Source organism: Stenotrophomonas sp. Nf1, from assembly GCF_003028475.1.
Taxonomy (GTDB): domain Bacteria; phylum Pseudomonadota; class Gammaproteobacteria; order Xanthomonadales; family Xanthomonadaceae; genus Stenotrophomonas.
In genome coordinates this window covers 157,564-180,157 of the sequence record NZ_PYTV01000004.1, presented here as the reverse complement: position 1 = coordinate 180,157, position 22,594 = coordinate 157,564, and the positions used below count along the sequence as shown (strand labels likewise).

Annotated in this window: 17 protein-coding genes; 6 read left to right on the top strand and 11 right to left on the bottom strand. The window is 68.1% G+C overall.

The genetic code is table 11. The features are described from left to right. Positions 1–35: 35 nt before the first annotated feature. The 9 genes from C9412_RS09480 to C9412_RS09440 form a co-directional block, all read right to left on the bottom strand. Complete coding sequence (locus C9412_RS09480) at positions 36–647, bottom strand: YbhB/YbcL family Raf kinase inhibitor-like protein (RefSeq protein WP_107231562.1); 612 nt, start codon at positions 645–647, stop codon at positions 36–38. A gap of 10 nt (positions 648–657) precedes the next feature. Continuing rightward, positions 658–2,727 carry a tetratricopeptide repeat protein gene (locus tag C9412_RS09475; protein WP_107231391.1) on the bottom strand — a complete coding sequence of 690 codons (2,070 nt, stop codon included), beginning with the start codon at positions 2,725–2,727 and terminating at the stop codon, positions 658–660. Positions 2,728–2,783: 56 nt separating this feature from the next. Further along, positions 2,784–3,818, bottom strand: coding sequence for an alpha/beta fold hydrolase (locus C9412_RS09470; protein WP_080393100.1), 1,035 nt, complete (start codon positions 3,816–3,818; stop codon positions 2,784–2,786). Between the two features lie 7 nt (positions 3,819–3,825). Beyond that, on the bottom strand, positions 3,826–4,617 hold the full coding sequence (locus C9412_RS09465; protein WP_107231390.1) for a lysophospholipid acyltransferase family protein: 792 nt from the start codon (positions 4,615–4,617) through the stop codon (positions 3,826–3,828). A 119-nt stretch (positions 4,618–4,736) separates the two neighbouring features. Continuing rightward, the gene (locus C9412_RS09460; protein ID WP_107231389.1) at positions 4,737–5,171 is read right to left on the bottom strand and encodes a hotdog fold thioesterase; all 435 of its coding nucleotides are present in this window, start codon (positions 5,169–5,171) and stop codon (positions 4,737–4,739) included. Positions 5,172–5,181: 10 nt separating this feature from the next. After that, entirely contained in the window at positions 5,182–7,227 is a 2,046-nt protein-coding gene (locus C9412_RS09455) for a phospholipase D family protein (protein WP_107231388.1), read from the bottom strand. Further along, positions 7,224–7,841, bottom strand: coding sequence for a YceI family protein (locus C9412_RS09450; RefSeq protein ID WP_107231387.1), 618 nt, complete (start codon positions 7,839–7,841; stop codon positions 7,224–7,226). Before C9412_RS09450 ends, C9412_RS09455 begins: the two co-directional genes overlap by 4 nt. A 4-nt stretch (positions 7,842–7,845) precedes the next feature. Further along, positions 7,846–8,322: a histidine phosphatase family protein gene (locus C9412_RS09445; RefSeq protein ID WP_107231386.1), complete on the bottom strand. Its 477-nt coding sequence runs from the start codon at positions 8,320–8,322 to the stop codon at positions 7,846–7,848. Positions 8,323–8,371: 49 nt separating this feature from the next. Next, positions 8,372–9,001: a ParA family protein gene (locus C9412_RS09440; protein ID WP_107231385.1), complete on the bottom strand. Its 630-nt coding sequence runs from the start codon at positions 8,999–9,001 to the stop codon at positions 8,372–8,374. 123 nt (positions 9,002–9,124) lie between these two features. Here C9412_RS09440 and C9412_RS09435 point away from each other — a divergent pair, with 123 nt between their 5' ends. Beyond that, a complete protein-coding gene (locus C9412_RS09435; protein WP_107231384.1) occupies positions 9,125–10,609 on the top strand; it encodes an AAA family ATPase in 1,485 nt (494 codons plus the stop codon). A 659-nt stretch (positions 10,610–11,268) separates the two neighbouring features. Here C9412_RS09435 and C9412_RS09430 read toward each other — a convergent pair. After that, complete coding sequence (locus C9412_RS09430; RefSeq protein WP_107231383.1) at positions 11,269–11,904, bottom strand: hypothetical protein; 636 nt, start codon at positions 11,902–11,904, stop codon at positions 11,269–11,271. A 168-nt stretch (positions 11,905–12,072) separates the two neighbouring features. Between C9412_RS09430 and C9412_RS09425 the strand changes: the two genes are divergently transcribed. After that, entirely contained in the window at positions 12,073–15,759 is a 3,687-nt protein-coding gene (locus C9412_RS09425; RefSeq protein WP_107231382.1) for an indolepyruvate ferredoxin oxidoreductase family protein, read from the top strand. A 47-nt stretch (positions 15,760–15,806) separates the two neighbouring features. On the opposite strand, the gene C9412_RS09420 is transcribed toward C9412_RS09425, so the two are convergent. Beyond that, positions 15,807–16,421 carry a DUF938 domain-containing protein gene (locus tag C9412_RS09420; protein WP_107231381.1) on the bottom strand — a complete coding sequence of 205 codons (615 nt, stop codon included), beginning with the start codon at positions 16,419–16,421 and terminating at the stop codon, positions 15,807–15,809. Positions 16,422–17,234: 813 nt separating this feature from the next. On the opposite strand from C9412_RS09420, the gene C9412_RS09415 reads away from it, so the two are divergent. Genes C9412_RS09415 through C9412_RS09400 form a run of 4 tightly spaced genes read left to right on the top strand, consistent with a single transcriptional unit; the run spans position 17,235 to position 22,594 of the window. Then, complete coding sequence (locus C9412_RS09415) at positions 17,235–18,866, top strand: TldD/PmbA family protein (protein WP_181358737.1); 1,632 nt, start codon at positions 17,235–17,237, stop codon at positions 18,864–18,866. Positions 18,867–18,896: 30 nt separating this feature from the next. Then, positions 18,897–20,531: a TldD/PmbA family protein gene (locus C9412_RS09410; RefSeq protein ID WP_107231380.1), complete on the top strand. Its 1,635-nt coding sequence runs from the start codon at positions 18,897–18,899 to the stop codon at positions 20,529–20,531. A gap of 21 nt (positions 20,532–20,552) precedes the next feature. Continuing rightward, the gene (locus C9412_RS09405; protein ID WP_107231379.1) at positions 20,553–21,887 is read left to right on the top strand and encodes a TldD/PmbA family protein; all 1,335 of its coding nucleotides are present in this window, start codon (positions 20,553–20,555) and stop codon (positions 21,885–21,887) included. After that, entirely contained in the window at positions 21,887–22,594 is a 708-nt protein-coding gene (locus C9412_RS09400) for a DUF4159 domain-containing protein (protein ID WP_107231378.1), read from the top strand. Before C9412_RS09405 ends, C9412_RS09400 begins: the two co-directional genes overlap by 1 nt.

The following is a 22,594-nucleotide window of genomic DNA, read 5'->3' as shown; positions in this document are numbered from 1 at the left end:
GCCGGCCAGCGGCCGGCACTACCCGGTAGGCAGCGTCAGCCCAGCGCCGGGTTCAACGTGTAGGTGCCGTGCAGCGCCGCTTCGGTCAGCACGTGGCCGTGCATGGCACGGTAGGCGTCGGCGGCGGTGAAGCGCGCCGGCAGCTGCAGCGACGCCACATCCAGCGCGAACACCCGGAAGAAATAGCGGTGCAGACGCTCGTCGTTGAACGGCGGGTACGGGCCATCGTAGCCCAGGTAATCACCGGCCATGTCCGGGTTGCCGGCGAACCAGCCGGTGAAGTCGTTCAGGCCCTGGCGGCTGCCGGCCGGGCCGGCCGGGGCGGTCTTGCCCTTCACCACGAAGCCGTCGCTGCAGCTGCCGGCGGCAATCTCCTGCACCGAGGCCGGGATGTCGGCCATCACCCAGTGCACGAAGTCGCAGCGCGGCTGGTCGCGCGGCACGCTGATGTCACTGCGGCCCACCGTCTCCGGCACGGTCGGCACGTCCGGGTCCACGCACACCAGCAGGAACGAACGGGTACCGTCCGGCGCGCCGCTCCAGGCCAGGTGCGGATTGCGGTCCGGAGCGAAGCCTGCGGCATCGCCGGCGGCGAACGCGCGGTCGATCGGTGCGCCGTTGGTCAGGCTCTGGCTGCTCAGTTGCATCGTCATCGGTTCACTCCTCCGGATAACCCAGGCGCACCGCGATCGGGGTGAGCTTGGCAAAGGCGGCGCTCATCACGTCGCGGTAGTTGCGCCAGTGGCCCGGCGGGAAGCGCGGTGCGCCCAGCTGTGCGGCCGGCGGCATCGGGCACTCGAACAGGCGGCCCAGCAGGTCGGCCATGGCATGCGGATCGTTGCCGATCTGGTCGATGCGCAGCAGCACCTGCGGGTACAGGTCTTCCTCGTGCAGGGTGGCGACCTGGGCCAGCGCACGCGCCAGCCATTCACTGGCTTCGGCCAGCGAGGTCATCGCCAGCGGTGCGGCGGCACCGTAGGCCACCCAGTCCAGCAGCATGTCGCGCGGGTCACGCAGCACCACCAGCAGGCGGCCCTGCGGCAGCTGCGGGCGCAGCGCCCACAGCAGGGCGTTGTCCCACCACAGCAGCCAGTCGATGACCGCATCGCCCTGCACGCCGCGCGCGGGCAGCTGCTCGCGCCAGCGCTGCACCAGCCGCTCCGGAGTCAGCACGCCCGAAGCGAGGTCCTGCAGCGTGTGGTAGTTCTGGAAAGCATCGTCCGGCGGCGTGTTGGTGTAACGGTCGCTGCGCAGCACCGGGCTGGCGGCGGCCAGGCCGGTCGCCACACGCTCCACGCCCGAACCCGGCGCGCCCCACAGGAAGATCGGCGCGGAGCTGGCCTCAGCGTCGATCTCGCCCTTGTCCGGCCAGCTCGGCGGCGCCTTGGCCTGCGGCGGCAGCGGCAGGCGCTGCGGTGCCTGCTCGGCCTGCAGTGCCAGCCACGTCTGCAAGGCCTGCTCGGGCTGTCCGGCGCGATCCTGGATCTCGCCCAGCCAGGTACGCAGGTCGGCGCGATGCGCTTCCGGCGCGCTGTCGATCAACGCCTGCACGCGCGCCACGGCTGCGGCCGGATCGCGTTGCAGCAGGCCTTCCACCAGACGGGTTTCACCGCTGACGCGGCCCGGCTCGAGGTTGACGATGCGCTCGGCGATCGCTTCGGCCTGTTCGTGCTCACCCACCATGTCATGCAGGCGCAGGCGTGCTTCCAGCGCCGGCAGATGACCCGGCATCGCGTCCATCCAGCGCTCGACGGTCGCTGCGGCCGTCGGGCTGCCCACGTCTTCCACCGCCAGCCGGGCCAGCCACAGGTCGTGCAGCTGCGGCTGCTGTTCCAGCGCGGCGTCCAGGCGCGCGCGCGCCTCGTCATCGCGGCCCAGGCGCTGCCAGGACATCAGCAGCAGCTGCAGCACCTGGCGGTCGCCAGGCAGCAGTTCCAGCAGCGGCAGCAGGTGCTCCAGCGCCTGCAACGGCTGGCCGCTGGCCAGCGCCAGTTCGCCGGCCAGGCGCCGCATCGACGGCGTGTCCTGGCCGGGCTGCTGCAGGGCGACCTGCATGGCGTCGGCGGCCGCATCCAGATTGCCCTGGCGCAATGCCAGCTGCACCACCAGGCCATGCAGTGAACCGATGGCCGGGTTCAACTCCAGCACACGCCGGAAGGCCTGCTCGGCAAAGGCCAGCATGTCCTTGCCCAGGTAGGCGAAGCCCAGCGCGTACAGCACGCGGATGTCGTTGGGCAGCGCCTTGTTGGCGGCGGCAAGCAGCGCCAGCGCGCGGTCGGCATCATCGCGGCGCAGCGCGATCATGCCATCGATGATCAGCAGTTCCGGATGTTCCGGTTCAACCCGCGCAGCCAGCGTGGAAAGGCGCTGGGCTTCGTCGAAATCGTTGCGGCCGATCGCCAGGTGGGCCTGCATCAGGTAGGCGGTGAAGGCGTTCGGGTCGAGCCCGGTGGTGCGCGACAACGCCTCGCCGGCTCCTTCGATCTGGTGCAGCGCCAGCAGCAGGCCGGCATGCTGCAGGTGCAGCTGCGCATTGTCGGGGGCCAGCTGCAGGGCCTGCTGCAGGGCGTCCATCGCCTCGGCGGCATTGCCCTGCTGCTGCAGCGCAAGCGCCAGCCAGCGGTGGGCCTCGGCCTGGCCGGGTTCATCACGGGTCCACGCCTGGGCCAGCTGCACGGCCTGGCCGGTCTCGTTCTGGCGCAACGCTTGGATGATCTGGTCTTGCATGGCGGTCCGGTTCAAGGGCAAACCCGCATTGTAGCGGCCTGCGCGCCCGTGCCGGTTCAGCCGGGCAGCACCCGTTGCAGGCGCTGTGCCACCCAGCGCTCGGAGAAGCCGTCGCCACGCCAGTTTTCCAGGAAGCCGCAGTGCCCGCCCCAGCAGGCGGTCTCCAGGTGCGCATGGCGCGGCAGCTGCCAATCGTTGAAGGTCGAGTACGGAATCACCGGGTCGTCCTGGGCCATCAGGATGTCGGCCGGCACCTGCAGGCCGGACAGGCGGTCTCCGGCAATCGAGTAGCCGTCGAAATAGGCCTGCAGCGAACCGAAGGTGGTGTGCCGTTCGACCAGCCAGGCGGTCAGCGCGCGGATGTCCAGCTTCAGGACGCGGTCGTCGCAGTCGCTGAGCTCGGGGAACAGGTCGCGCTTGCGGCGCAGCGAGCCGGCCCACTTGCGGCGGAAGTACCAGTCGTACATCGCCGGGCCGTTCTCGATGCTCTGCATGGTCAGCGCCGGATCCAGCACCGGGCACACCGAGGCCACGCGCAGCAGCGGCACACCGGCGGCCGGCGCACGCAGGGCCAGGCGCAGCACGAAGTTGCCGCCCAGCGAGTAGCCGGCCGCCACCAGCGGCAGCTGCGGCCAGCGCTGGGCGATATCGCCGGCGGCATGCACCACTTCGTCGATCAGGTTGGAGTGGAAGATGCCGCGGTTGAGATGGTGGGTATTGCCGTGATCGCGGAAGTTCAGCCGCACCACGTCGAAGCCCTGCTCGACCATGCGCGCAGCCGCCATGCGCATGTAGCTGGATTCGGCACTGCCTTCCCAGCCGTGCAGCAGCAGCGCCATGCCCTTGGGTTCGCGGCCTTCGATGTGGCTGTGCCAGCCCTGCAGGCGCACCCCTTCGCCACCGTCGAGAATCAGTTCCTCGCTGACCGCACCGGTGGCGGCCAGCAGCAGCAGCCCGCGCTGCAGGCGCATGCGGCTGGAGCTGAGCATCGACTGCAGATGCGGATTGCGCAGCCAGCGCGGCGGCTGGTAATCGGCCGCATGCAGCGTCGGCGTGCCGGCGTCCAGGACAGGTGGCGGAATCAGGGCCACCGCGTCCTCACCCGGTGCTCATGGCCGCCACGATGCGCGCGCGCGAGGTTTCCGCGATACGCCGACGGCCTTCCAGGTCCTGGGCGCCGATCGGCGCCAGGAAGTGCACTTCTGCACGACGCGCCGGCTCACCGAGCAGGCGCAGGAAATTGGCGAAGAAACTCTCGCTCGGGCCGAAAGCGACAATCGTCTGCGCATCGCCCTGCACGCCATACACCAGCGCCACCGGCTGCACCGGCACGCCGGTTTCCACCGCGGCCTGGAAGATGCGCGCATGGAACGGGCCGACCTCATGGCCACCGCGGGTGCGGCCTTCCGGGAACACGCCCACGGCCTTGCCTTCGCGCAGGCGATCGGCCATCACCTGCATCACGCCACCCAGCGATTCGGTATTGCCGCGCTGATGGAAGATGGTCTGCCCGCGTGCGGCCAGCCAGCCCACCAGCGGCCAGCTGGCGATCTCGCGCTTGGCGACGAAGCCCATCATGCGCTGGCTGTGCAGGATGCAGATATCGACCCAGCTGACATGGTTGGCGACGAACAGCACGGCGCCCGGCAGCGGCTGGCCGACGCGCGCCAGGCGGAAGCCGAACACCCACATCAGGCCGCCCTGCCACCAGTTCACCACCTTGGCACCGAGCCGGTCCTGGCCCACGCGCAGGTTCGCCCACGGCGCAAGCATGCCGATCAGGGTCAGCGGCAGGAACACGATGATGTGGACCAACAGCAGCGGTACGCGGTACAGGTAACGGCACACACGCGCCACGCCGCCGCGGGGGGCCGGAGTGGGGGAAGTCATCCGCGCACGATACCGGAGGGCCGTCATCGCTGCCAGCCGATTTAGGCCATAAGCGTGATCGACCGGGGCAATCGGCGGGGAACGCTGGGTTCTGCCGCCGTCACCGGCCCGGCCCGGGCTCAGCCGTGGCCAGCGGCCACCACTGCCAGGGTCAGCCGCGAGATGCACACCAGGCGGCCCTGCTCGTCCTCGATGCGGATTTCCCACAGCTGGGTGCTGCGGCCCACATGCAGGGCGCGGGCGGTGCCGGTGACCGTGCCCGAGCGCACCGCACGCACGTGGTTGGCGTTGATTTCCAGGCCCACGCAGATCTGCTTGGCGGTATCCACGCACAGGTTGCCGGCGCTGCTGCCCAGGGTCTCGGCCAGCACCACCGAGGCGCCGCCGTGCAGGATGCCGTACGGCTGACGGGTGCGTTCGTCCACCGGCATGGTGGCCTGCAGCCAGTCCTCGCCGGCGGCGCTGAAGACGATGCCCAGCGACTGGATCGCGGTGTTGTGGCTGAGCGCGTTGAGCTGCTCGACGGATACGGCTTCGCGGAACACCTGGGTCATGCGGGCACCTTCAGAGAATGGGAACGAGGCCGGCACCGAATGCGGTCAGCATGCGTACCAGCAGCCACTTCGGGCCGACGTTGACCTCGGGGAAGTCACCGACGGCGACGTAGCAGCGGTGGAAATCCGGGCTCTGCCGCGGCAGCGGCTGCGGGCAGTCCGGGCCCGGCTTGAATTCGTAGTCGGTGGCATAGCGCCACGGCCAGAAATCGAGAATCGGCAGGGCTTCGGAGGCTTTGCCGACGCTGTAGTTCAAGCCCGACAGCACCGGCGGCTTGGCCCGCGGCGCCACCGTCCACGCGTTCTGCGGATGGGTGTCGCGCAGGATGCTCTGCGCCAGCTGCTCGGCAAACACCGGGTCGTCGATGATCACCGCGCCTTCGGTGTTGTAGTTCTCGCTGCGCGGATCGAAGTTGTGCGTGCCGACCACGCCGATGCGGCGATCGACCACCAGCGACTTGGCATGCAGGCCCATGCGCGCGCCCTTGCGGGTGACCGGCAATGGCTTGTTGACCGCCTTGCTGCCCAGGAACGAGGGCCGCGTCTCGGTGCGCAGCAGGCGCGTTTCAACCTCGCTGCCGGCGGCACGGCGGCGCTCGCGGGCATTCTGGTAGGCACTGCCGGTGCGCGGGTTCACCGGGCCCTTGGCGCTGGCCTCCGTCGCGGAGCCACCGCCGCCGCCGGCATTGCTGCCGGCCGCACTGCCGCCGATCAGCGGATTGCGACCGTCCTCGTGGTCGGCCTCGGGCGCGGCGATCGGATCGGGCAGCAGGTTGCGGTAGTCGACCGGCGCATCCAGCGGGAACGGCTTGTATTCGAAGATGTTGAAGCCCAGTTCGCGCAGGTTGCGCCGCTTGTACTTGTAGGACAGCGCGTACACGATCGGGTTGTCGGTGGCCGCCAGGCTGTTGCTGGATACCACCACACGCGGTGGCTCGGGCCGCTTGCGCAGCTCGCGGAACAGCGCCTGGGCCGGCTTGGACAGCACCAGGTAGGGCGTCTGCAGGATCACTTCGTGCTGCGCACCGGCAATCAGCGCATCCAGCTGCGGCTCGGTCACATGCTGCCCGGCCAGCGGCGCATCGGCCTGCTCGCGGCGGTGCTTGCGCGGCAGGTCGGCGACGTAGCGCACCGAGGCGACCGGCAGCGCGGTATCGACGAAGGAACGGGTGACGAAGTCCATGTCATTGGCTTCGGCACTGACCCGCTGTACCCGTTCCGGGCGGCGGAAGGTGGCCGGCGGCAGCGTCGGCACGCCCTCGCGCAGCAGGGTGCGGCCGACATCGTTCAGGCGTTCGGCCGGCACGCTGCGCTGGGCACGCCAGAACGCATCGAAGTTGGCGGCCATGGCACGCGCCTCCGGCCCGGCGATCATCACGTCGCGGTCGCGGAAGTTGTACTCGCGGTCCCAGTCGTAATAGTCGTCCTGGTAATTGCGGCCACCGACCACGCCGATCGCATCATCGATCACCAGCAGCTTGTTGTGCATGCGCTGGTTGAAGCGGCGGAAGCAGCACAGCACGCTGCCGGCATAGTCGAAGTAGTTCAGCCGGGCCTTGCCGAAGGTCGGGTTGTAGACCCGCAGCTGGAAATTCTGGTGGGCGCCGGACAACGCGCCGAGGATCTGCAGGTCGGAGATCGCCGAGAGCTGGTCGATCAGCACGCGTACCTTCACCCCCCGGCGCGAAGCGGCCAGCAGTTCGTCGATGACCAGCCGGGCGCTGTCGTCCTTGTCGAAGATGTAGGTCTGCAGGTCGATGCTGCGGGTGGCGCTGCGCAGCAGGTTCAGGCGCGCCACCAGCGCACCCTCGCCTTCGTCGAGCAGGGTGGCGTAGTGGCGTGGATGTTCAGGGGTGGATTCGGTGAACGCGCGGCCGGCCAGCGCCCGCAGCGGCGAGTCCTGCGCGCAGCGGTCGGCCCGCGTGCAATCGACCACGCTCGAACGCGCCTGCACGGCGATCGCTTCGGCACGGTCACGCTCGGCATGCGACAGCGATGCGCAGCCGCTGCCCAGCAACACGGTTGCCAGCGCCAGTACACGCAGCAGCAGGTTCACGGTTTCGGCGCCTCGCTCAGGCGCGCTCGCAATACGAAGGTCACTCGGTCACTCAAGGCAAGCTGCCAGCTGTCCATTCCATACCGGCCTCGCTGCACGGTACCGCGGCTGACGACGTCGCAATCATAGCCCGGCCGGGCGCAGTCCGCCTTCTCCACCCTCAGCGCCTCGGGGTGGCTGATGCCGCGCAGGGTCAGCCGGCCATTGATGTCGCCGCCCTGTTCCACGGTCTCGGGCCAGTACGGCAACGAGTCGAACTCGACCACCGGGTGGCGCCCGGCATCGAAGAACTCCTCACCGCGCATCCAGCCGGTGTAGCGTGCTTTGCCTGGGATCTCCACCGAACGGGTGAACATCTTCAGATGCACCTGGTGGCGGCCATCGGACAGGATCTCGATGCGCCCCTCGAAGTGCGGGAACACCCCCTCGATGCGCTGGCCGAAGCGGGTGCGCACCTCGAACCCGATCCGCGAACGCTCGGTATCCAGGCGCAGCACGCGCTGCGCCTCGGCCACCACCGGCGGCAACGGGGTTGGCGGGGGCGCCGCCGCCCAGGCCGGCCCCCAGGCCAGCAGCGCGGGCAGCAGGAAGCGGCCGCGCCGCGCCAGGCTCATCGGATCACGGCCACCAGAACGCGTTCAGGCTGGCCACGCCCGGTTCGATCGAGGCCTCACGCGGGAAGCCGAGCACGGCGATGCCGGCCGGCGGCATGCCGCGGTAGTCGCTGCTGCTGCCTTCGGTCATCAACGCCACCAGGCGCTCCAGGCCCGGGTTGTGGCCGACGATCAGCACGCGGTCGAGATCGCGGCGGTCATCTACCAGCGCAACCAGCGTGCCGGGCGTGGCCTCGTAGATACGGTCTTCCAGTCGCTTTTCCACGTAGCCGATGGTGGCCAGCACGGCTTCCAGGGTCTCGCGGGTGCGCCGCGCCGGCGAACACAGCACGCAGTCCGGCAGCAGGTTGTTTTCCTTCAGCCACTTGCCGGCGGCTTCGGCTTCGGCCAGCCCCACCGGCGACAACGGCCGGTCGAGGTCGGCCTGACCGGGCGTGGCCGGTTCGGCATGGGCATGGCGCAGCAGGATCAGTTCACGCATCGCGGGTTTCCATGGGAATGAGGGTGCAGCAACAGGAGTGACGCACGCGTCACAGCTTCAACCAGGACAGCAGGGGTTCCCAGTCAGCCTGGTGTTCACGCACCTGTGCCGAACGGTAATCGAACAGGCTGCGGCCCAGGCCGGTCATGACCACATAGCTCTGGCTGTCGCGCAGCTGCGCCACCACCGGGTAGGGCCATTCGGCCAGCATCTGCAACGCCTGCTGCGAGGTCTGGGTCCAGGGCTTGGTGCGGTTGAGGACCAGCCCGACCGGCAGCTTGCGGCTGTGCACGCGCGGGTTCTGCGCCAGGCTGTTGAGGAAGCCGACGATGGCCTCGATGTCCAGCGCCGAGGGCAGCACCGGCACCACCACCGCGTCGGCTGCGTCGAGGAAATGGGGGATATCGTCGGCCAGCGCGCCGGCCGGTGCATCGATGATGACGGTATCGGTGCCGTCGGGCAGCTTCCGTGCCCACTGCTTCTTCCGATACACATCGATCGGCAGCACCGCGCTTTCCAGCCCGGCACGGCGCTGTGCCCAGCGGGTGCTGGAGCCCTGCGGGTCGGCATCGGCGATCACCGTGGCCTTGCCCTGCAATGCCGCGTACGCGGCCAGGTGGGTGGCGACGGTGGTCTTGCCCACCCCGCCCTTGGAACCGGCCACCAGGATCGTCTTCATGCCAGCCTCGCTTCCGGGTACGTGCCCCGAGCGTACACCGGCGGTGGTGACGGAAGGTAGCGCCGTGCTGAACCCGTGGCCGCCGCCTTTGCTATCGTGGCGCCCCCGAAGGATCGAACCAGCATGAGCGAACTGCAGGACCTGAGCGCACTGATCCGCGCCAATACCCCCCTGATCGTGATTGAAACCCAGGACGAGGGTCGTATCGTCGAACTGTTCCGGCAGACGCTGATGCATGTGTGGCGGGCCCTGCACCGCTGGTCGATCACCGAGGGCCTGCGCCGCATCGACCTGGACAGCGAGGACCCGCCGGTCGGGCCACCTGATGCCAGCGCGGCGCTGCAGATGATCCGCCAGGCCGAGCAGCGCGGGGTCTACCTGCTGCTCGATTTCCACCCCTATCTGGGTTACGCCAGCCACCAGCGCGCCCTGCGCGACCTGATCCAGCGCCGCCACAGCGAGCCGCACGTGCTGGTGCTGATCGGCGCCAAGGTCGAGCTGCCGGCCGAGCTGGAAGCGCTGGCGGTGCGCTTCAACCCGCGCCTGCCCGATGCCAACGCGCTGCTGAAGATGCTGCGCGAAGAGGCCGACGCCTACGCCCGTGAACACGGCGGGCGCCGGGTGGAAGTGGACAGCGAGGCAGTGAAGAAGATCCTGAAGAACCTGCAGGGCCTGAGCCTGGTCGATGCGCGCCGCATCGCGCGCCAGCTGATCTACGCCGACGGCGCGCTGCGCGACGACGACCTGCCGCAGCTGGCACGGCTGAAGTTCGAGCTGCTCAACCGCAGTGGCCACCTGTTCTTCGAGCATGACAGCGCGCGTTTTGGCGATGTGGCCGGCGCCAACCGGCTCAAGCGCTGGATCAACCAGCGCCGGGTGGCCTTCATCGCCGGCTCGGCACCGGCCGGGCTGGACCCGCCGCGCGGCATGCTGCTGCTGGGCGTGCAGGGCTGCGGCAAGTCGATGCTGGCCAAGGCCACGGCCGCCGGCTTCGGCGTGCCGCTGCTGCGCCTGGACGTGGGCGCGCTGTACAACAAGTACCACGGCGAGACCGAGGCCAACCTGCGCCAGGCGCTGGCCTCGGCCGAGCAGCTGGCGCCCTGCGTGCTGTGGATGGACGAGATCGAGAAGGGCCTGGCAACGGGCGGCGAGGACGGCGGCGTCTCGCGCCGCGTGCTGGGCTACCTGCTGACCTGGATGGCCGAGCGCAAGGCACCGGTCTTCATCGTGGCCACCGCCAACCAGGTACATGAACTGCCCGCCGAACTGCTGCGCAAGGGCCGCTTCGACGAGATCTTCTTCGTCGACCTGCCCTCGCCGGAGGTACGGGTGGAGCTGTTGCGCCTGCACCTGGGGCGTCGCCAGCTCAACGCCGACGACTTCGCACTGCCGGCACTGGCCGCTGCCGCCAACGGCTTTTCCGGTGCCGAGATCGAACAGGCGATCGTGGCCGGCCTGTATGCGGCGCACGCCGAGGGACGGCCGCTGGATACCGAGCTGCTGATGAACGAGATCCGCGCGACGCGGCCGCTGTCAGTGCTGATGGCCGAGCAGGTGGCGACATTGCGGGAGTGGGCGTCGGGGCGGACGGTTTCCGCCGACGATTGAGGTTCCTGCGAACGACGCAGCCCCTCGTGGTGGGTCGCTGAAAGCGACATCCGCAGTTGGCCGGGCGGGTAGGCCGCGCAGGGGACGCTGCAAGTACGTCCCTGTAAGCTCGGTCGCCGCATCCATGCGGCTCACGCCCCTGCGCAGCCTACCCGCCCGGCCTCTGACAGTTTCCGTTGGCGATCAGCCACGGAAAAGAAAAGAGAAGAGCAAAAGCAAGAGCAAAAGCCGCTTGGCTGGCCGCTCTTTGTAGAGCCGAGCCCACGCTCGGCTGCATTTCGATCAGATATCGAATAATCGGTTCCGATGCGGATTCATCCACGCATGGCGTGGATCTACCGTGTCGACCAAGGTCGACACCTACCAACAGCTGCCGGAACCTGTCGAAGGCGGGGCGGTGTGGGTTGGCAGGACCGTTGGCGCCATGGATGGCGCCATCGAGCCCCCAGGGGTGAGGGCGCTTTGCTTGCGAAGCACTGCTTCGCAAGCGCCCGAACGCCCAGCCGCTAGCGGCTGGGCCGGACCGCGGAGCGGGGTTTACGGCGTGTCCTGCCAACCCACACCGCCCCGCCCCCTTCAGTAAATCTGCTGTTGCAGTTGCAGTTGCTCCGGCCGTTGCCTCTGCCGGTGCCGGGTGCAACCCGGCGCAACCGCCCCGCTCAGGGCCAGGCAGGCGGTGCTGCGGCCCAGGCCTGCTGCACCTCCGCCAGCGAGGCGCGCTCGTCATCACGCCACAGCGGCAGCAACTGCGCATAGCGGCTGCTGTCGCTCCACTGCGCCGGCTCGGTACGCACCGCCGCGGCATACCACTGCACCGCCTCCTGCTTCTGGCCGGCCCGCCACAACGCCAGGGCGTAGGTGGGCGGCAACCAGGCCGGTTTGCTCAACGAGCCCCCGGCGGCGGCCTGCCATTGTTCCAGCGCGGCCTCGGCCTGGCCCTGGCGCAGCAGGTCCCAGCCGTAGTTCCAGCGCACGCCACGGCCCAGGCTGCCCTGTACCGGCGCGTCCTTCAGCGCCTCGCGGTACAGCTGTTCGCCCAGTTCGGTACGGCCCTGGGCGATCGCCACCGACGCCAGCTGTACGGTCGCCTCCACCACACGGCGGCCACGCTCGCGCTGCTTCAGCAGCTGCGCCACCAGCGTATCGCCCTCGGACTGGACCACGACCATCGGCACCGCGGCCGCATCGCTGTCGAAATAGAACTCCTGTGGTGCCGGCAGCGCCGGCGCGGCCCAGGCAGTGGCCGTTCCCGAGACCAGCAGCACGCTGGCCAGGATCTTTGCTGAAACTGACATCCCTTCTCCCCAGGCTGCAACCGCAGCCTCCCTCTCTCTCCCCGATCCTAACCGCAGCACGGCCGCCGGCGCGAGTGCCGGGGGCTGCAGGGCCTCGCTGCTACAATTCGCGCCTTTCCCGCCGCGTGCCGCACGCGGCCGGTGCCAGCCGATCCTACCGGGCCAGCCATGACCAGTACCGCGCAACTCACTTCGCCCTCTTCCGCCGACCTGATCGACCGCGAGTATTCGCTCGACCACAAGTACACCCGCAATGAGGGGCGGATCTACCTGAGTGGTGTGCAGGCGCTGGTGCGGCTGCCACTGATGCAGCGCCTGCGCGATGAGCACGAAGGCATCGACAGCGCCGGCTTCGTCAGTGGCTACCGTGGCAGCCCGCTGGGCGGCTTCGACCTGGAACTGTGGCGCGCACGCAAGCACCTGGACGCGGCCAAGGTGAAGTTCACCCCCGGCCTGAACGAGGACCTGGGCGCCACCATGGTGTGGGGCACGCAGCAGACCAACCTGTTCCCCGGCGCCAACGTGCAGGGCGTGTTCGGCATGTGGTACGGCAAGGGCCCGGGCGTGGACCGCTGCGGCGACGTGTTCAAGCACGCCAATGCGGCCGGCACGTCGCGTTACGGCGGCGTACTGGCGCTGGCCGCCGATGACCATGCCTGCCGCAGCTCGACCCTGCCGCACGGCAGCGAAGACGAATTCGTCAGTGCGATGATGCCGGTGCTGAACCCGGCCGGCGTGCAGGACATCCTCGACATGGGCCTGCTGGGCTGGGCGATGAGCCGCTATACCGGGCGCTGGGTCGGCTTCAAGACCATTGCCGAAACGGTGGAATCGTCGGCCTCGGTGCAGGTCGATCCGCTGGCGCGCCGCATCGTGCTGCCGGAAGACTTCGAGATGCCCGGCGGCGGCCTCAACATCCGCTGGCCGGACCCGCCGATGGACCAGGAGATGCGCCTGCACCGCTATGCGGTGAAGGCTGCACAGGCCTTTGCCCGCGCCAACGGCATCGACAAGGTGGTGATGGACGCACCGCGCGCGCGGCTGGGCATCGTCACCACCGGCAAGAGCTATCTGGACGTGCTGCAGGCGCTGGAATACCTGGGCCTGGATGAAGCGGCCTGCGCCGACATCGGCATCCGCGTGTACAAGGTCGGCATGACCTGGCCGCTGGAGCCGGAAGGCATCGCGCGCTTCGCGCAGGGCCTGGAAGACATCATCGTGGTGGAGGAAAAGCGTGCCTTCATCGAGCGCCAGATGAAGGAACAGTTCTTCAACTGGCCGGCCAGCTGGGGCCAGCGCCCGTCCATCGTCGGCAAGTACGACGAGAGCGGTGAATGGATCCTGCCGTCCACCGGCGAACTGACCCCGGCCACCATCGCCGGCGTGATCGGCCGCCGCATCCAGAAGTTCTTCAACAACGAATCGATCGAGCAGCGCCTGCAGTGGATGCAGGAAAAGGAAGCCGAACTTGCGCTGCCGCGCGCCAGCTTCCCGCGCGTGCCGCACTACTGCTCAGGCTGCCCGCACAACACCTCCACCACCGTGCCGGAAGGCTCGCGTGCGCTGGCCGGCATCGGTTGCCACTACATGGTGACCTGGATGGACCGCAGCACCGACACCTTCACCCACATGGGCGGCGAAGGCGTGACCTGGGCCGGGCAGGCGCCGTTCACCGACACACCGCACGTGTTCCAGAACCTGGGCGACGGCACCTACTTCCACAGCGGCTCGCTGGCGATCCGCCAGGCGGTGGCCGCCGGGGTGAACATCACCTACAAGATCCTCTACAACGATGCGGTGGCGATGACCGGCGGCCAGCCGGTGGACGGCCCGCTGAGCGTGCCCGACATCGCACGGCAGATGCGCGCCGAAGGCATCCACACCATCGTGGTGCTGTCGGACAACATCGGCAAATGGACCGGCCAGCGTGAGCACTTCCCCAGCGACGTGGAGTTCCACGACCGCAGCGAGCTGGACGCGGTGCAGAAGCGTCTGCGCGAAGTGAAGGGCGTCTCGATCCTGATCTACGAACAGACCTGTGCCACCGAGAAGCGCCGCCGTCGCAAGCGCGGCAAGCTGGAAGACCCGCAGAAGCGGATGCTGATCAACTCGCTGGTGTGCGAAGGCTGCGGCGACTGCGGCAAGAAGAGTTTCTGCGTGTCGGTGCTGCCGAAGGACACCGAGTTCGGGCGCAAGCGCGAGATCGACCAGTCCAACTGCAACAAGGACTATTCGTGCGTGAACGGCTTCTGCCCCAGCTTCGTCACCGTGCACGGTGGCCAGCCGCGCAAGGGCAGCAAGCGCGATGCTTCCACGCTGCTGGACAACCTGCCGGCGCCGACCGTGCGCGGCACGCTGGAACAGCCCTGGAACATCCTGATCACCGGCGTGGGCGGCACCGGCGTGGTGACCATCGGCGCGCTGCTGGGCATGGCCGGCCACCTGGAAGGCAAGGGCGCTTCGGTGCTGGACCAGACCGGCCTGGCGCAGAAGGGCGGCGCGGTGACCACCCATATCCGCATCGCACGGCGCCCCGATGACATCCATGCCGTGCGCATTGCCGCTGGCGAGGCCGACCTGGTGCTGGGCTGCGACATGGTGGTGGTGAATGACTACTGGGCACTGTCGAAGGTGCGCGCCGGTCGTTCGCAGGTCGTGCTGAACACCTACGAAGCGATGCCCGGTACCTTCACCACGCGCCCGGACATGCAGTTCCCGGCGGCCGACATCATTGCCGGCGTACGCGTGGCGCTGGGCGGCCAACAGCCGTTGCTGCTCGATGCTACCCAACTGGCCACCGCGCTGCTGGGCGACGCCATCGCCGCCAACCTGTTCATCCTCGGCTACGCGTGGCAGCAGGGCCTGGTGCCGCTGTCGTTCGAATCGCTGATGCGTGCCATCGAACTCAATGGCGCCGCCGTGGCCATGAACCAGCAGGCCTTCGCCTGGGGCCGCCTGGCCGTGGTCGATCCGCAGGCCGTGCAGCAGGCCGCCGGCCTGGTGCGCAACCGTCACACCGATACCGAATCCACCCCGGGCCCGCTGCACCCGCTGCCGCCGGGCGAGTGGGAAGGCAACGAGTGGGGCGCCACTGCAGCGCCGCGCAACACCGGCGACGAACGCGAACTGCGTGGCCTGCCCTCGCACGGCGGCGACGTCGCGTTCCTGCCGCTGGACGATGCACGCCTGTCGCGCTCGCTGGATGAAATGATCGAGCGCCGTGCGGCGTTCCTGGTGGAGTACCAGGACGCTGCCTACGCCAACCGTTACCGCAGCCTGGTCGAGCGCGTGCGCGCCGCCGAAGCCGAACGCATCGGCGGCTCCACCGCGCTGACCGAGACCGTGGCGCGCTACCTGTTCAAGCTGATGGCGTACAAGGACGAGTACGAAGTAGCCCGCCTGTACACCAGCGGCGACTTCCAGCGCCGCCTGCAGCAGCAGTTCGAGGGCGACTACCAGCTGCGCTTCCACCTGGCGCCGCCGCTGTTTGCGAAGAAGGACGAGCAGGGCCGGCTGCTGAAGAAGGAGTACGGCCCGTGGATGTTCAAGGCCTTCGGCGTGCTGGCGAAGCTGAAGTTCCTGCGTGGCGGGCGCCTGGATGTGTTCGGCCGTACCGAGGAGCGCCGCATGGAGCGCCAGCTGATTGCCGACTACGAGGCGACGGTGCAGGTGCTGCTGGACGGCCTGGAGGATGATCGTCTGTCGCTGGCGGTGGAGATCGCCAGCGTGCCCGAGCACATCCGCGGCTTCGGTCACGTCAAGGAAGCGCATTTCGCCCAGGCCAAGGCGCGGGAAGCGGCGCTGCTGGCGCAGTGGCGCAACCCTAAGGCGCTGCATATCGTGCAGGTGGCGTAAGGCCACGGAACAGGGCGTGCCGGCCAGCGGCCGGCACTACCGACGGTTCAGCCCAGCCGCCACAGCAGCAGCCGGTTGTTGGCCGGCATCGCCACATCGCGCAGGCGGGTGAAGCCGTTGTCCGCGGCCAGCGTCTGCACGGCCTCGCTGTCTCGGATGCCGCTGCGCGGGTCGCGCGCCTTCAGCCAGCCATCGAACTGCGCGTTGCTGTCGCTGGTGTAGCGGCCGCCGTAGTTGAACGGGCCGTACACCGCCAGCAGTGTCCCGTGGCGCAGCACCGACGGCAGCGCGGCGAACAGCGCCTGTACGTGGTCCCAGCTCATGATGTGCAGCGTGTTGGCGCTGAACGCGCCGTCGAACGTGCTGCCCTCGGGCAGCGACAGGCCGGGCGCCGGCGGCAGTTCCACCTGCAGCGCCAGCGGCGGCAGCAGGTTCAGCAATGCCGCTTCGGCACGCCACGCCTCGATGCCGGACAGGTGGTCCGGGTGATCGCTGGGCTGCCAGCGCAGCCACGGCCAACGCTCGGCGAAGAAGGCCGCATGCTGGCCGGTGCCACTGCCGATCTCCAGCACCCGATGCCGGTCGCCCATCCACGGGTCGAGTGCGGCGGCGATCGGCTCGCGGTTGCGCTCGCAGGCTTCTGAATACGGCTTGCTCGACATCAGGACGGGGTCCAGGCGGGGTCGGCCCCATTGTGCACGAGGGGGGTTTTGCTGAGCAGGGCTGCGCCCTGCACCTGCGGTAGTGCCGGCCGCTGGCCGGCAACAGCAACAGCAACTGCAAAAGCCGGCTTCCTGCGGGATGGCGGGATGGGTCCGGTTGCGGGGGACGCCGTGAATACGTCCCTGTAGGCTCGGTCGCGCCATCCATGGCGCTCACGCCCCCGCAACCGGACCCACCCCGCCTTCGACAGTTTTACGTGGTCTGTTGGAACGGCTCTTGGGGTCAGATCCGTTTTCCGCAGGAAAACGGATCTGACCCCAGAAATATTTCGATATCTGACAGATTGTGTCGACCAAGGTCGACACCTACCAACAGCCGCGCGGACAACCATCGCAGTTCCCAACAGCTGCAGGAATCTGTCAGAGGTGGGGCGGTGTCGGATTGCGGGGTGTCAGCCGCATGGGCCCGAGGCATGCCTCGGGCGGGTTGGGCAGGACGCCCAACCCCGGTCTTGCCGTGTGCGCAGGACCGCGCACACGAGCAAGCGGCTGCCAAGCCTACACGGACGTACTTGCGGCGTCCCCGCAATCCGACACCGCCCCGCCCACCCACGGAATGCCGCTCTGGCTCTGGCTCTGGCTCTGGCCGTTGCCGTTGCAGTGAGCAGGTGCAGGGCGCAGCCCTGGCGAAACCCGCCCCACCCATGACTGCAGTCACTTGCCCGGACGCCCCGCGCTGGCGAAAGTCGAGCAGTTGACGTGATCGGTCCGGCGCGTTGCCAACCGCACGCAAGCGAGAGAGAGAGAAACGCTGTGCAACGACGTGAGTTCCTGGCTGTATCCGGTCTGGGCCTGGCGGGCCTGCTGCTGCCGCATTCCCGTGCCATCGCTGCCGAACAGCTGCTGGCCCCGGTCGACAGCGCCCAGCGCCGGCGCCTGGCCGAGGTCGCCCTGGCTGCCGCGCGCAGCGCCAAGGCCAGCTACTGCGATGTGCGCATCGGCCGCTACCTCAACCAGTCGGTCATCACCCGCGAGCACCAGGTCGGCAATGTGACCAACCGCGAATCGTCCGGCGTGGGCGTGCGGGTGATCGTCAACGGGGCCTGGGGCTTCGCCGCCACCCACCAGCAGAGCGAAGCCGCCGTGCGCGCCGCAGTCGAACAGGCGGCCGCCATCGCGCGTGCCAACGCGTCCATCCAGACCCGCCCCGTGCAACTGGCACCGACGCCTGCGGTGGGTGAGGTGCGCTGGCAGACGCCGGTGCGCAGGAACGCCATGGCGGTGCCGATCCACGACAAGGTCGAGCTGCTGCTGGCACTCAATGCCGCCGCGCTGAATGCGGGCGCCGACTACATCAATTCCACCCTGTTCCTGGTCAACGAGCAGAAGTACTTCGCCTCCAGCGACGGCTCGTTCATCGACCAGGACATTCACCGCATCTGGCTGCCGTTCACCGCCACCGCCATCGACAAGGCCAGCGGCAGGTTCCGCACCCGCGCCGGCCTGTCCTCGCCGATGGGCATGGGCTACGAATTCCTCGACGGCGATGCGCGCGGCAAGGTGCAGCTGCCCGGTGGCATTACCGCGTACCGCGATTCCTATGATCCGGTGGAGGACGCCATCGCCGCCGCCCGCCACGCGCGCGAGAAACTGAAGGCACCCTCGGTGAAGCCCGGCAAGTACGACCTGGTGCTGGACCCGTCCAACCTGTTCCTGACCATCCACGAGAACGTCGGCCACCCGCTGGAGCTGGACCGCGTGCTCGGCTACGAAGCCAACTACGCCGGCACCAGCTTCGCCACGCTGGACAAGCGCGATGCCGGCTTCCGCTGGGGCAGCGACATCGTCACCTTCTTCGCCGACAAGACCCAGCCGGGCAGCCTCGGCGCGGTCGGCTACGACGACGAAGGGGTGAAGACGCAGCGTTGGGACCTGGTGCGCGACGGCATCCTGGTCGACTACCAGGCCACCCGCGATGAGGCCCATATCCTCGGCCGCGATGCATCGCACGGCTGCAGCTATGCCGATTCGTGGTCCAGCGTGCAGTTCCAGCGCATGGCCAACGTTTCGCTGGCACCGGGCCGGACGCCGCTCAGCGTGGAGGACATGATCAAGGACGTGGAGAACGGCATCTACATCCACGGCCGCGGTTCGTACTCGATCGACCAGCAGCGCTACAACGCGCAGTTCGGCGGCCAGCTGTACTACCAGATCAAGGACGGAAAGATCGCCGGCATGGTCGAGGATGCGGCCTATCAGATCCGCACGCCGGAGTTCTGGAACGCCTGTACCGCCATCTGCGACGAGCGCGATTTCCGCCTCGGCGGTTCGTTCTTCGACGGCAAGGGCCAGCCGGGCCAGGTCTCGGCGGTGTCGCACGGTTCGTCCACCACCCGCTTCAACGGCATCAACATCATCAACACCGCGCGCAGTCTCGGCGCATGAGCCACCCATCCTTCGACATGGAGAGCAGCCTTGCAAAGACGTGACTTCCTGGCCCTGACCGGGCTTACCGCGGGCGGGCTGATCGTGCCCTCCTTCTTCGGCAAGGCGATCGCCGCCGAGCAGCTGCAGTCCAGCCTCGACCCGGCGCTGAAGAAGCGCCTGGCCGACGCCGCGCTGCAGGCCGCACGCAGCGCCGGCGCCACCTACTGCGATGTGCGCATCGGCCGCTACCTGCGCCAGTTCGTGATCACCCGCGAAGACAAGGTGCAGAACGTGGTGAACACCGAGTCGACCGGTGTGGGCATCCGCGTGATCGTCAATGGTGCGTGGGGCTTTGCTGCCACCAACGCGCTGAGCACCGCCGACGTGGCCCGCGCCGCGCAGCAGGCCGCAGCGATTGCCAAGGCCAATGCCGGCGTGCAGACCGCGCCGGTGCAGCTGGCCAAGGCGCCGGGGGTGGGCGAGGTGAGCTGGCGCACGCCGATCCGCAAGAATGCGATGGAGGTGCCGATCAAGGACAAGGTCGGCCTGCTGCTGGACGTCAACGCCGCGGCGATGGGCGCCGGTGCCAGCTTCGTCAACTCGATGCTGTTCCTGGTCAACGAACAGAAGTACTTCGCCTCCACCGACGGTTCCTACATCGACCAGGACGTGCACCGCATCTGGGCGCCGATGACGGTCACTGCCATCGACAAGGCCAGCGGCAAGTTCCGCACGCGCGAAGGATTGTCCGCGCCGATGGGCCTGGGCTACGAATACCTGGACGGTGCGGCCAGCGGCAAGGTGCTCACGCCCAACGGCGTGGTGAACTACGGTTCGTCCTACGACATGAAGGAAGACGCCATCGCGGCGGCCAAGCAGGCGCAGGAGAAGCTGAAGGCGCCGTCGGTCAAGCCCGGCAAGTACGACCTGGTGCTCGACCCGTCGCATACCTGGCTGACCATCCACGAGTCGATCGGCCACCCGCTGGAGCTGGACCGCGTGCTCGGCTACGAGGCCAACTACGCCGGCACCAGCTTCGCCACCCTGGACAAGCGCGAGCAGCATTTCCAGTACGGCAGCGAGCTGGTCAACATCTTCGCCGACAAGACCCAGCCGGGCAGCCTCGGCGCGGTCGCCTACGACGACGAAGGCGTGAAGTGCAAGCGCTGGGACCTGATCAGCGACGGCAAGCTGGTCGATTACCAGACCATCCGCGACCAGGCCCACATCCTCGGCAAGACCGAGTCCGATGGCTGCTGCTACGCCGATTCGTGGTCCAGCGTGCAGTTCCAGCGCATGGCCAACGTGTCGATGGCGCCGGGCAAGAAGCCGCTGAGCGTGCCGGACCTGATCAAGGATGTGGAGAACGGCATCTACATCATCGGTGACGGTTCGTTCTCGATCGACCAGCAGCGCTACAACGCGCAGTTCGGCGGCCAGCTGTTCTACGAGATCAAGAACGGCCAGATCACCCGCATGCTGGAAGACGTGGCCTACCAGATCCGCACACCGGAGTTCTGGAACGCCTGCACCGCCGTGGCCGACGAGCGCGACTACCGCCTGGGCGGTTCGTTCTTCGACGGCAAGGGCCAGCCGGGCCAGGTCTCGGCGGTCTCGCACGGTTCGTCGACCGCGCGCTTCAACGGCATCAACGTCATCAACACCGCACGCAGCCTCGGCTGACCGGTCAGGAGCCCTTACACCATGAGTATCTTCACCGAAGCCCAGGCCAAGGCCATCCTCGACAAGGTCATCGCCCTGTCCAAGGCCGACGAGTGCACCGCAGTGCTGGCCGGCGCGATCAGCGGCAACATCCGTTTCGCGCTGAACAATGTTTCCACCAGCGGGATTGTCGACAACACCGAACTGGCCGTCACCGTGGCCTTCGGCAAGCGCGTAGGCACCGCCTCGATCAACGAGTTCGACGACGCCGCGCTGGAACGCGTGGTGCGCCGTGCCGAAGATCTGGCCCGCCTGGCACCGGAAAACCCGGAGTTCATGCCGGCCATCGGCAAGCAGAGCTACCGCGCCAGCCCGACCTTCAGCGAATCCACCGCCGCGATCGATCCGGCCTTCCGCGCCAAGGTCGCCGCCGATTCGATCGCGCCGTGCCGTGGCAACGGGCTCATTGCCGCCGGCTTCCTCGAAGACGGCCAGGGCTTCCAGGCCACCGCCAACAGCAACGGCAACTTCGCCTACCAGCGCACCACCAACTTCGATTACACCTGCACCGTGCGCACCGAAGATGGCCGCGGCTCGGGCTGGGTCGGCCGCAACCTGAAGGATGCGGCGGACTTCAAGGCCGAGCAGGACATCCGCATCGCCATGCGCAAGGCCACCGAATCGGCCGAAGCCAAGGCACTGGAACCGGGCAAGTACACGGTGATCCTGGAGCCGGCCGCGGCCGCTGGCCTGATCAGCTTCATGATGAATTTCTTCAGCGCCCGCTCGGCCGATGAAGGCCGCAGCTTCCTGTCCAGGAAGGGCGGCGGCAACAAGCTGGGCGAGCAGGTCTACGACCCGCGCGTGACCATGTTCGCCGACCCGTGGCACCCGGATGCGCCGGTACTGCCGTGGGACAACGACGGCCTGCCGCGCGAACGCATGGCCATCATCGAGAACGGCAAGGTCGCCAACCTGGACTATTCGCGCTTCTGGGCCCAGAAGCAGGGCAAGACCGCCAAGGCCTCGCCGGGCAACCTGCTGATGAGCGGTGGCGAGAAGAGCACCGCCGAGCTGGTGCGCGGCACCCAGAAGGGCATCCTGGTCACCCGCACCTGGTACATCCGCATGGTCGATCCGCAGACCGTGCTGCTGACCGGCCTGACCCGCGACGGCACCTTCTACATCGAGAACGGCCAGATCAAGCACCCGGTGAAGAACTTCCGCTTCAACGAATCGCCGGTGATCATGCTCAACAACATCGAAGAGCTGGGCAAGCCGGTGCGTGTGGCCGGTGATGAATCCAGCTACGTGATGATGATCCCGCCGATGAAGCTGCGCGATTTCACCTTCACCTCGCTGTCCGACGCGGTCTGATGGATCGCCGGGCCTGCCTGCGCTGGTTGGCTGCTGCCGCTTCGGCGGCAGCGCTGCCGGCCTGGGCGCAGGCAGGCCCGCGCAGTTCGCGCTACGACTTCTGGTTCACCCGGCTGCAGTACGACTCCGGCGACTGGGACGTGGACGCGCGCATGCCGTCCAACCTCATCACCTCGCTGATCGACTACACCTCGCTGCGGGTGGACCCGCAGGAACATGTGGTGGCGCTGGCCGATCCGCGCATGCTGGAGGCGCCGTTCTGCTACCTGGCCGGGCACACGCTGGTGGAGTTCAACACCGCCGAGCGGCAGAACTTCGTGCGCTACGTGCGCAACGGTGGCTTCGTCTTCGTCGATGACTGCAACCATGACATCGACGGCCTGTTCGCGACCTCGTTCGAGGCGCAGATGGGCCGCCTGTTCGGCCCGAAGGCATTGCAGAAGCTGCCCAACAGCCACGCGCTGTACCGCAGCTTCTTCCGCTTCCCCGACGGCCCGCCTGCCACCAGCTTCGAACTCAACGGCTGGGGCGACGATCTGGTGCACGACTACCTGAAAGGCATCGAGGTCGACGGCCGCCTGGGCCTGCTCTACAGCAACAAGGACTATGGCTGCGAGTGGGACTACGACTGGCGCAACAAGCGTTTCCTGGCCGAAGACAACACCCGCTTCGGCGTCAACATCGTGATGTACGCGTTGAACAATTGA

Coding starts and splice junctions, on each gene's coding strand:
- C9412_RS09480 (WP_107231562.1), bottom strand. CDS start 647: ATGCAACTGAGCAGCCAGAGCCTGACCAACGGCGCACCGATCGACCGC.
- C9412_RS09425 (WP_107231382.1), top strand. CDS start 12,073: ATGACCAGTACCGCGCAACTCACTTCGCCCTCTTCCGCCGACCTGATC.
- C9412_RS09435 (WP_107231384.1), top strand. CDS start 9,125: ATGAGCGAACTGCAGGACCTGAGCGCACTGATCCGCGCCAATACCCCC.
- C9412_RS09445 (WP_107231386.1), bottom strand. CDS start 8,322: ATGCGTGAACTGATCCTGCTGCGCCATGCCCATGCCGAACCGGCCACG.
- C9412_RS09475 (WP_107231391.1), bottom strand. CDS start 2,727: ATGCAAGACCAGATCATCCAAGCGTTGCGCCAGAACGAGACCGGCCAG.
- C9412_RS09450 (WP_107231387.1), bottom strand. CDS start 7,841: ATGAGCCTGGCGCGGCGCGGCCGCTTCCTGCTGCCCGCGCTGCTGGCC.
- C9412_RS09420 (WP_107231381.1), bottom strand. CDS start 16,421: ATGTCGAGCAAGCCGTATTCAGAAGCCTGCGAGCGCAACCGCGAGCCG.
- C9412_RS09440 (WP_107231385.1), bottom strand. CDS start 9,001: ATGAAGACGATCCTGGTGGCCGGTTCCAAGGGCGGGGTGGGCAAGACC.
- C9412_RS09400 (WP_107231378.1), top strand. CDS start 21,887: ATGGATCGCCGGGCCTGCCTGCGCTGGTTGGCTGCTGCCGCTTCGGCG.
- C9412_RS09430 (WP_107231383.1), bottom strand. CDS start 11,904: ATGTCAGTTTCAGCAAAGATCCTGGCCAGCGTGCTGCTGGTCTCGGGA.
- C9412_RS09465 (WP_107231390.1), bottom strand. CDS start 4,617: ATGACTTCCCCCACTCCGGCCCCCCGCGGCGGCGTGGCGCGTGTGTGC.
- C9412_RS09405 (WP_107231379.1), top strand. CDS start 20,553: ATGAGTATCTTCACCGAAGCCCAGGCCAAGGCCATCCTCGACAAGGTC.
- C9412_RS09460 (WP_107231389.1), bottom strand. CDS start 5,171: ATGACCCAGGTGTTCCGCGAAGCCGTATCCGTCGAGCAGCTCAACGCG.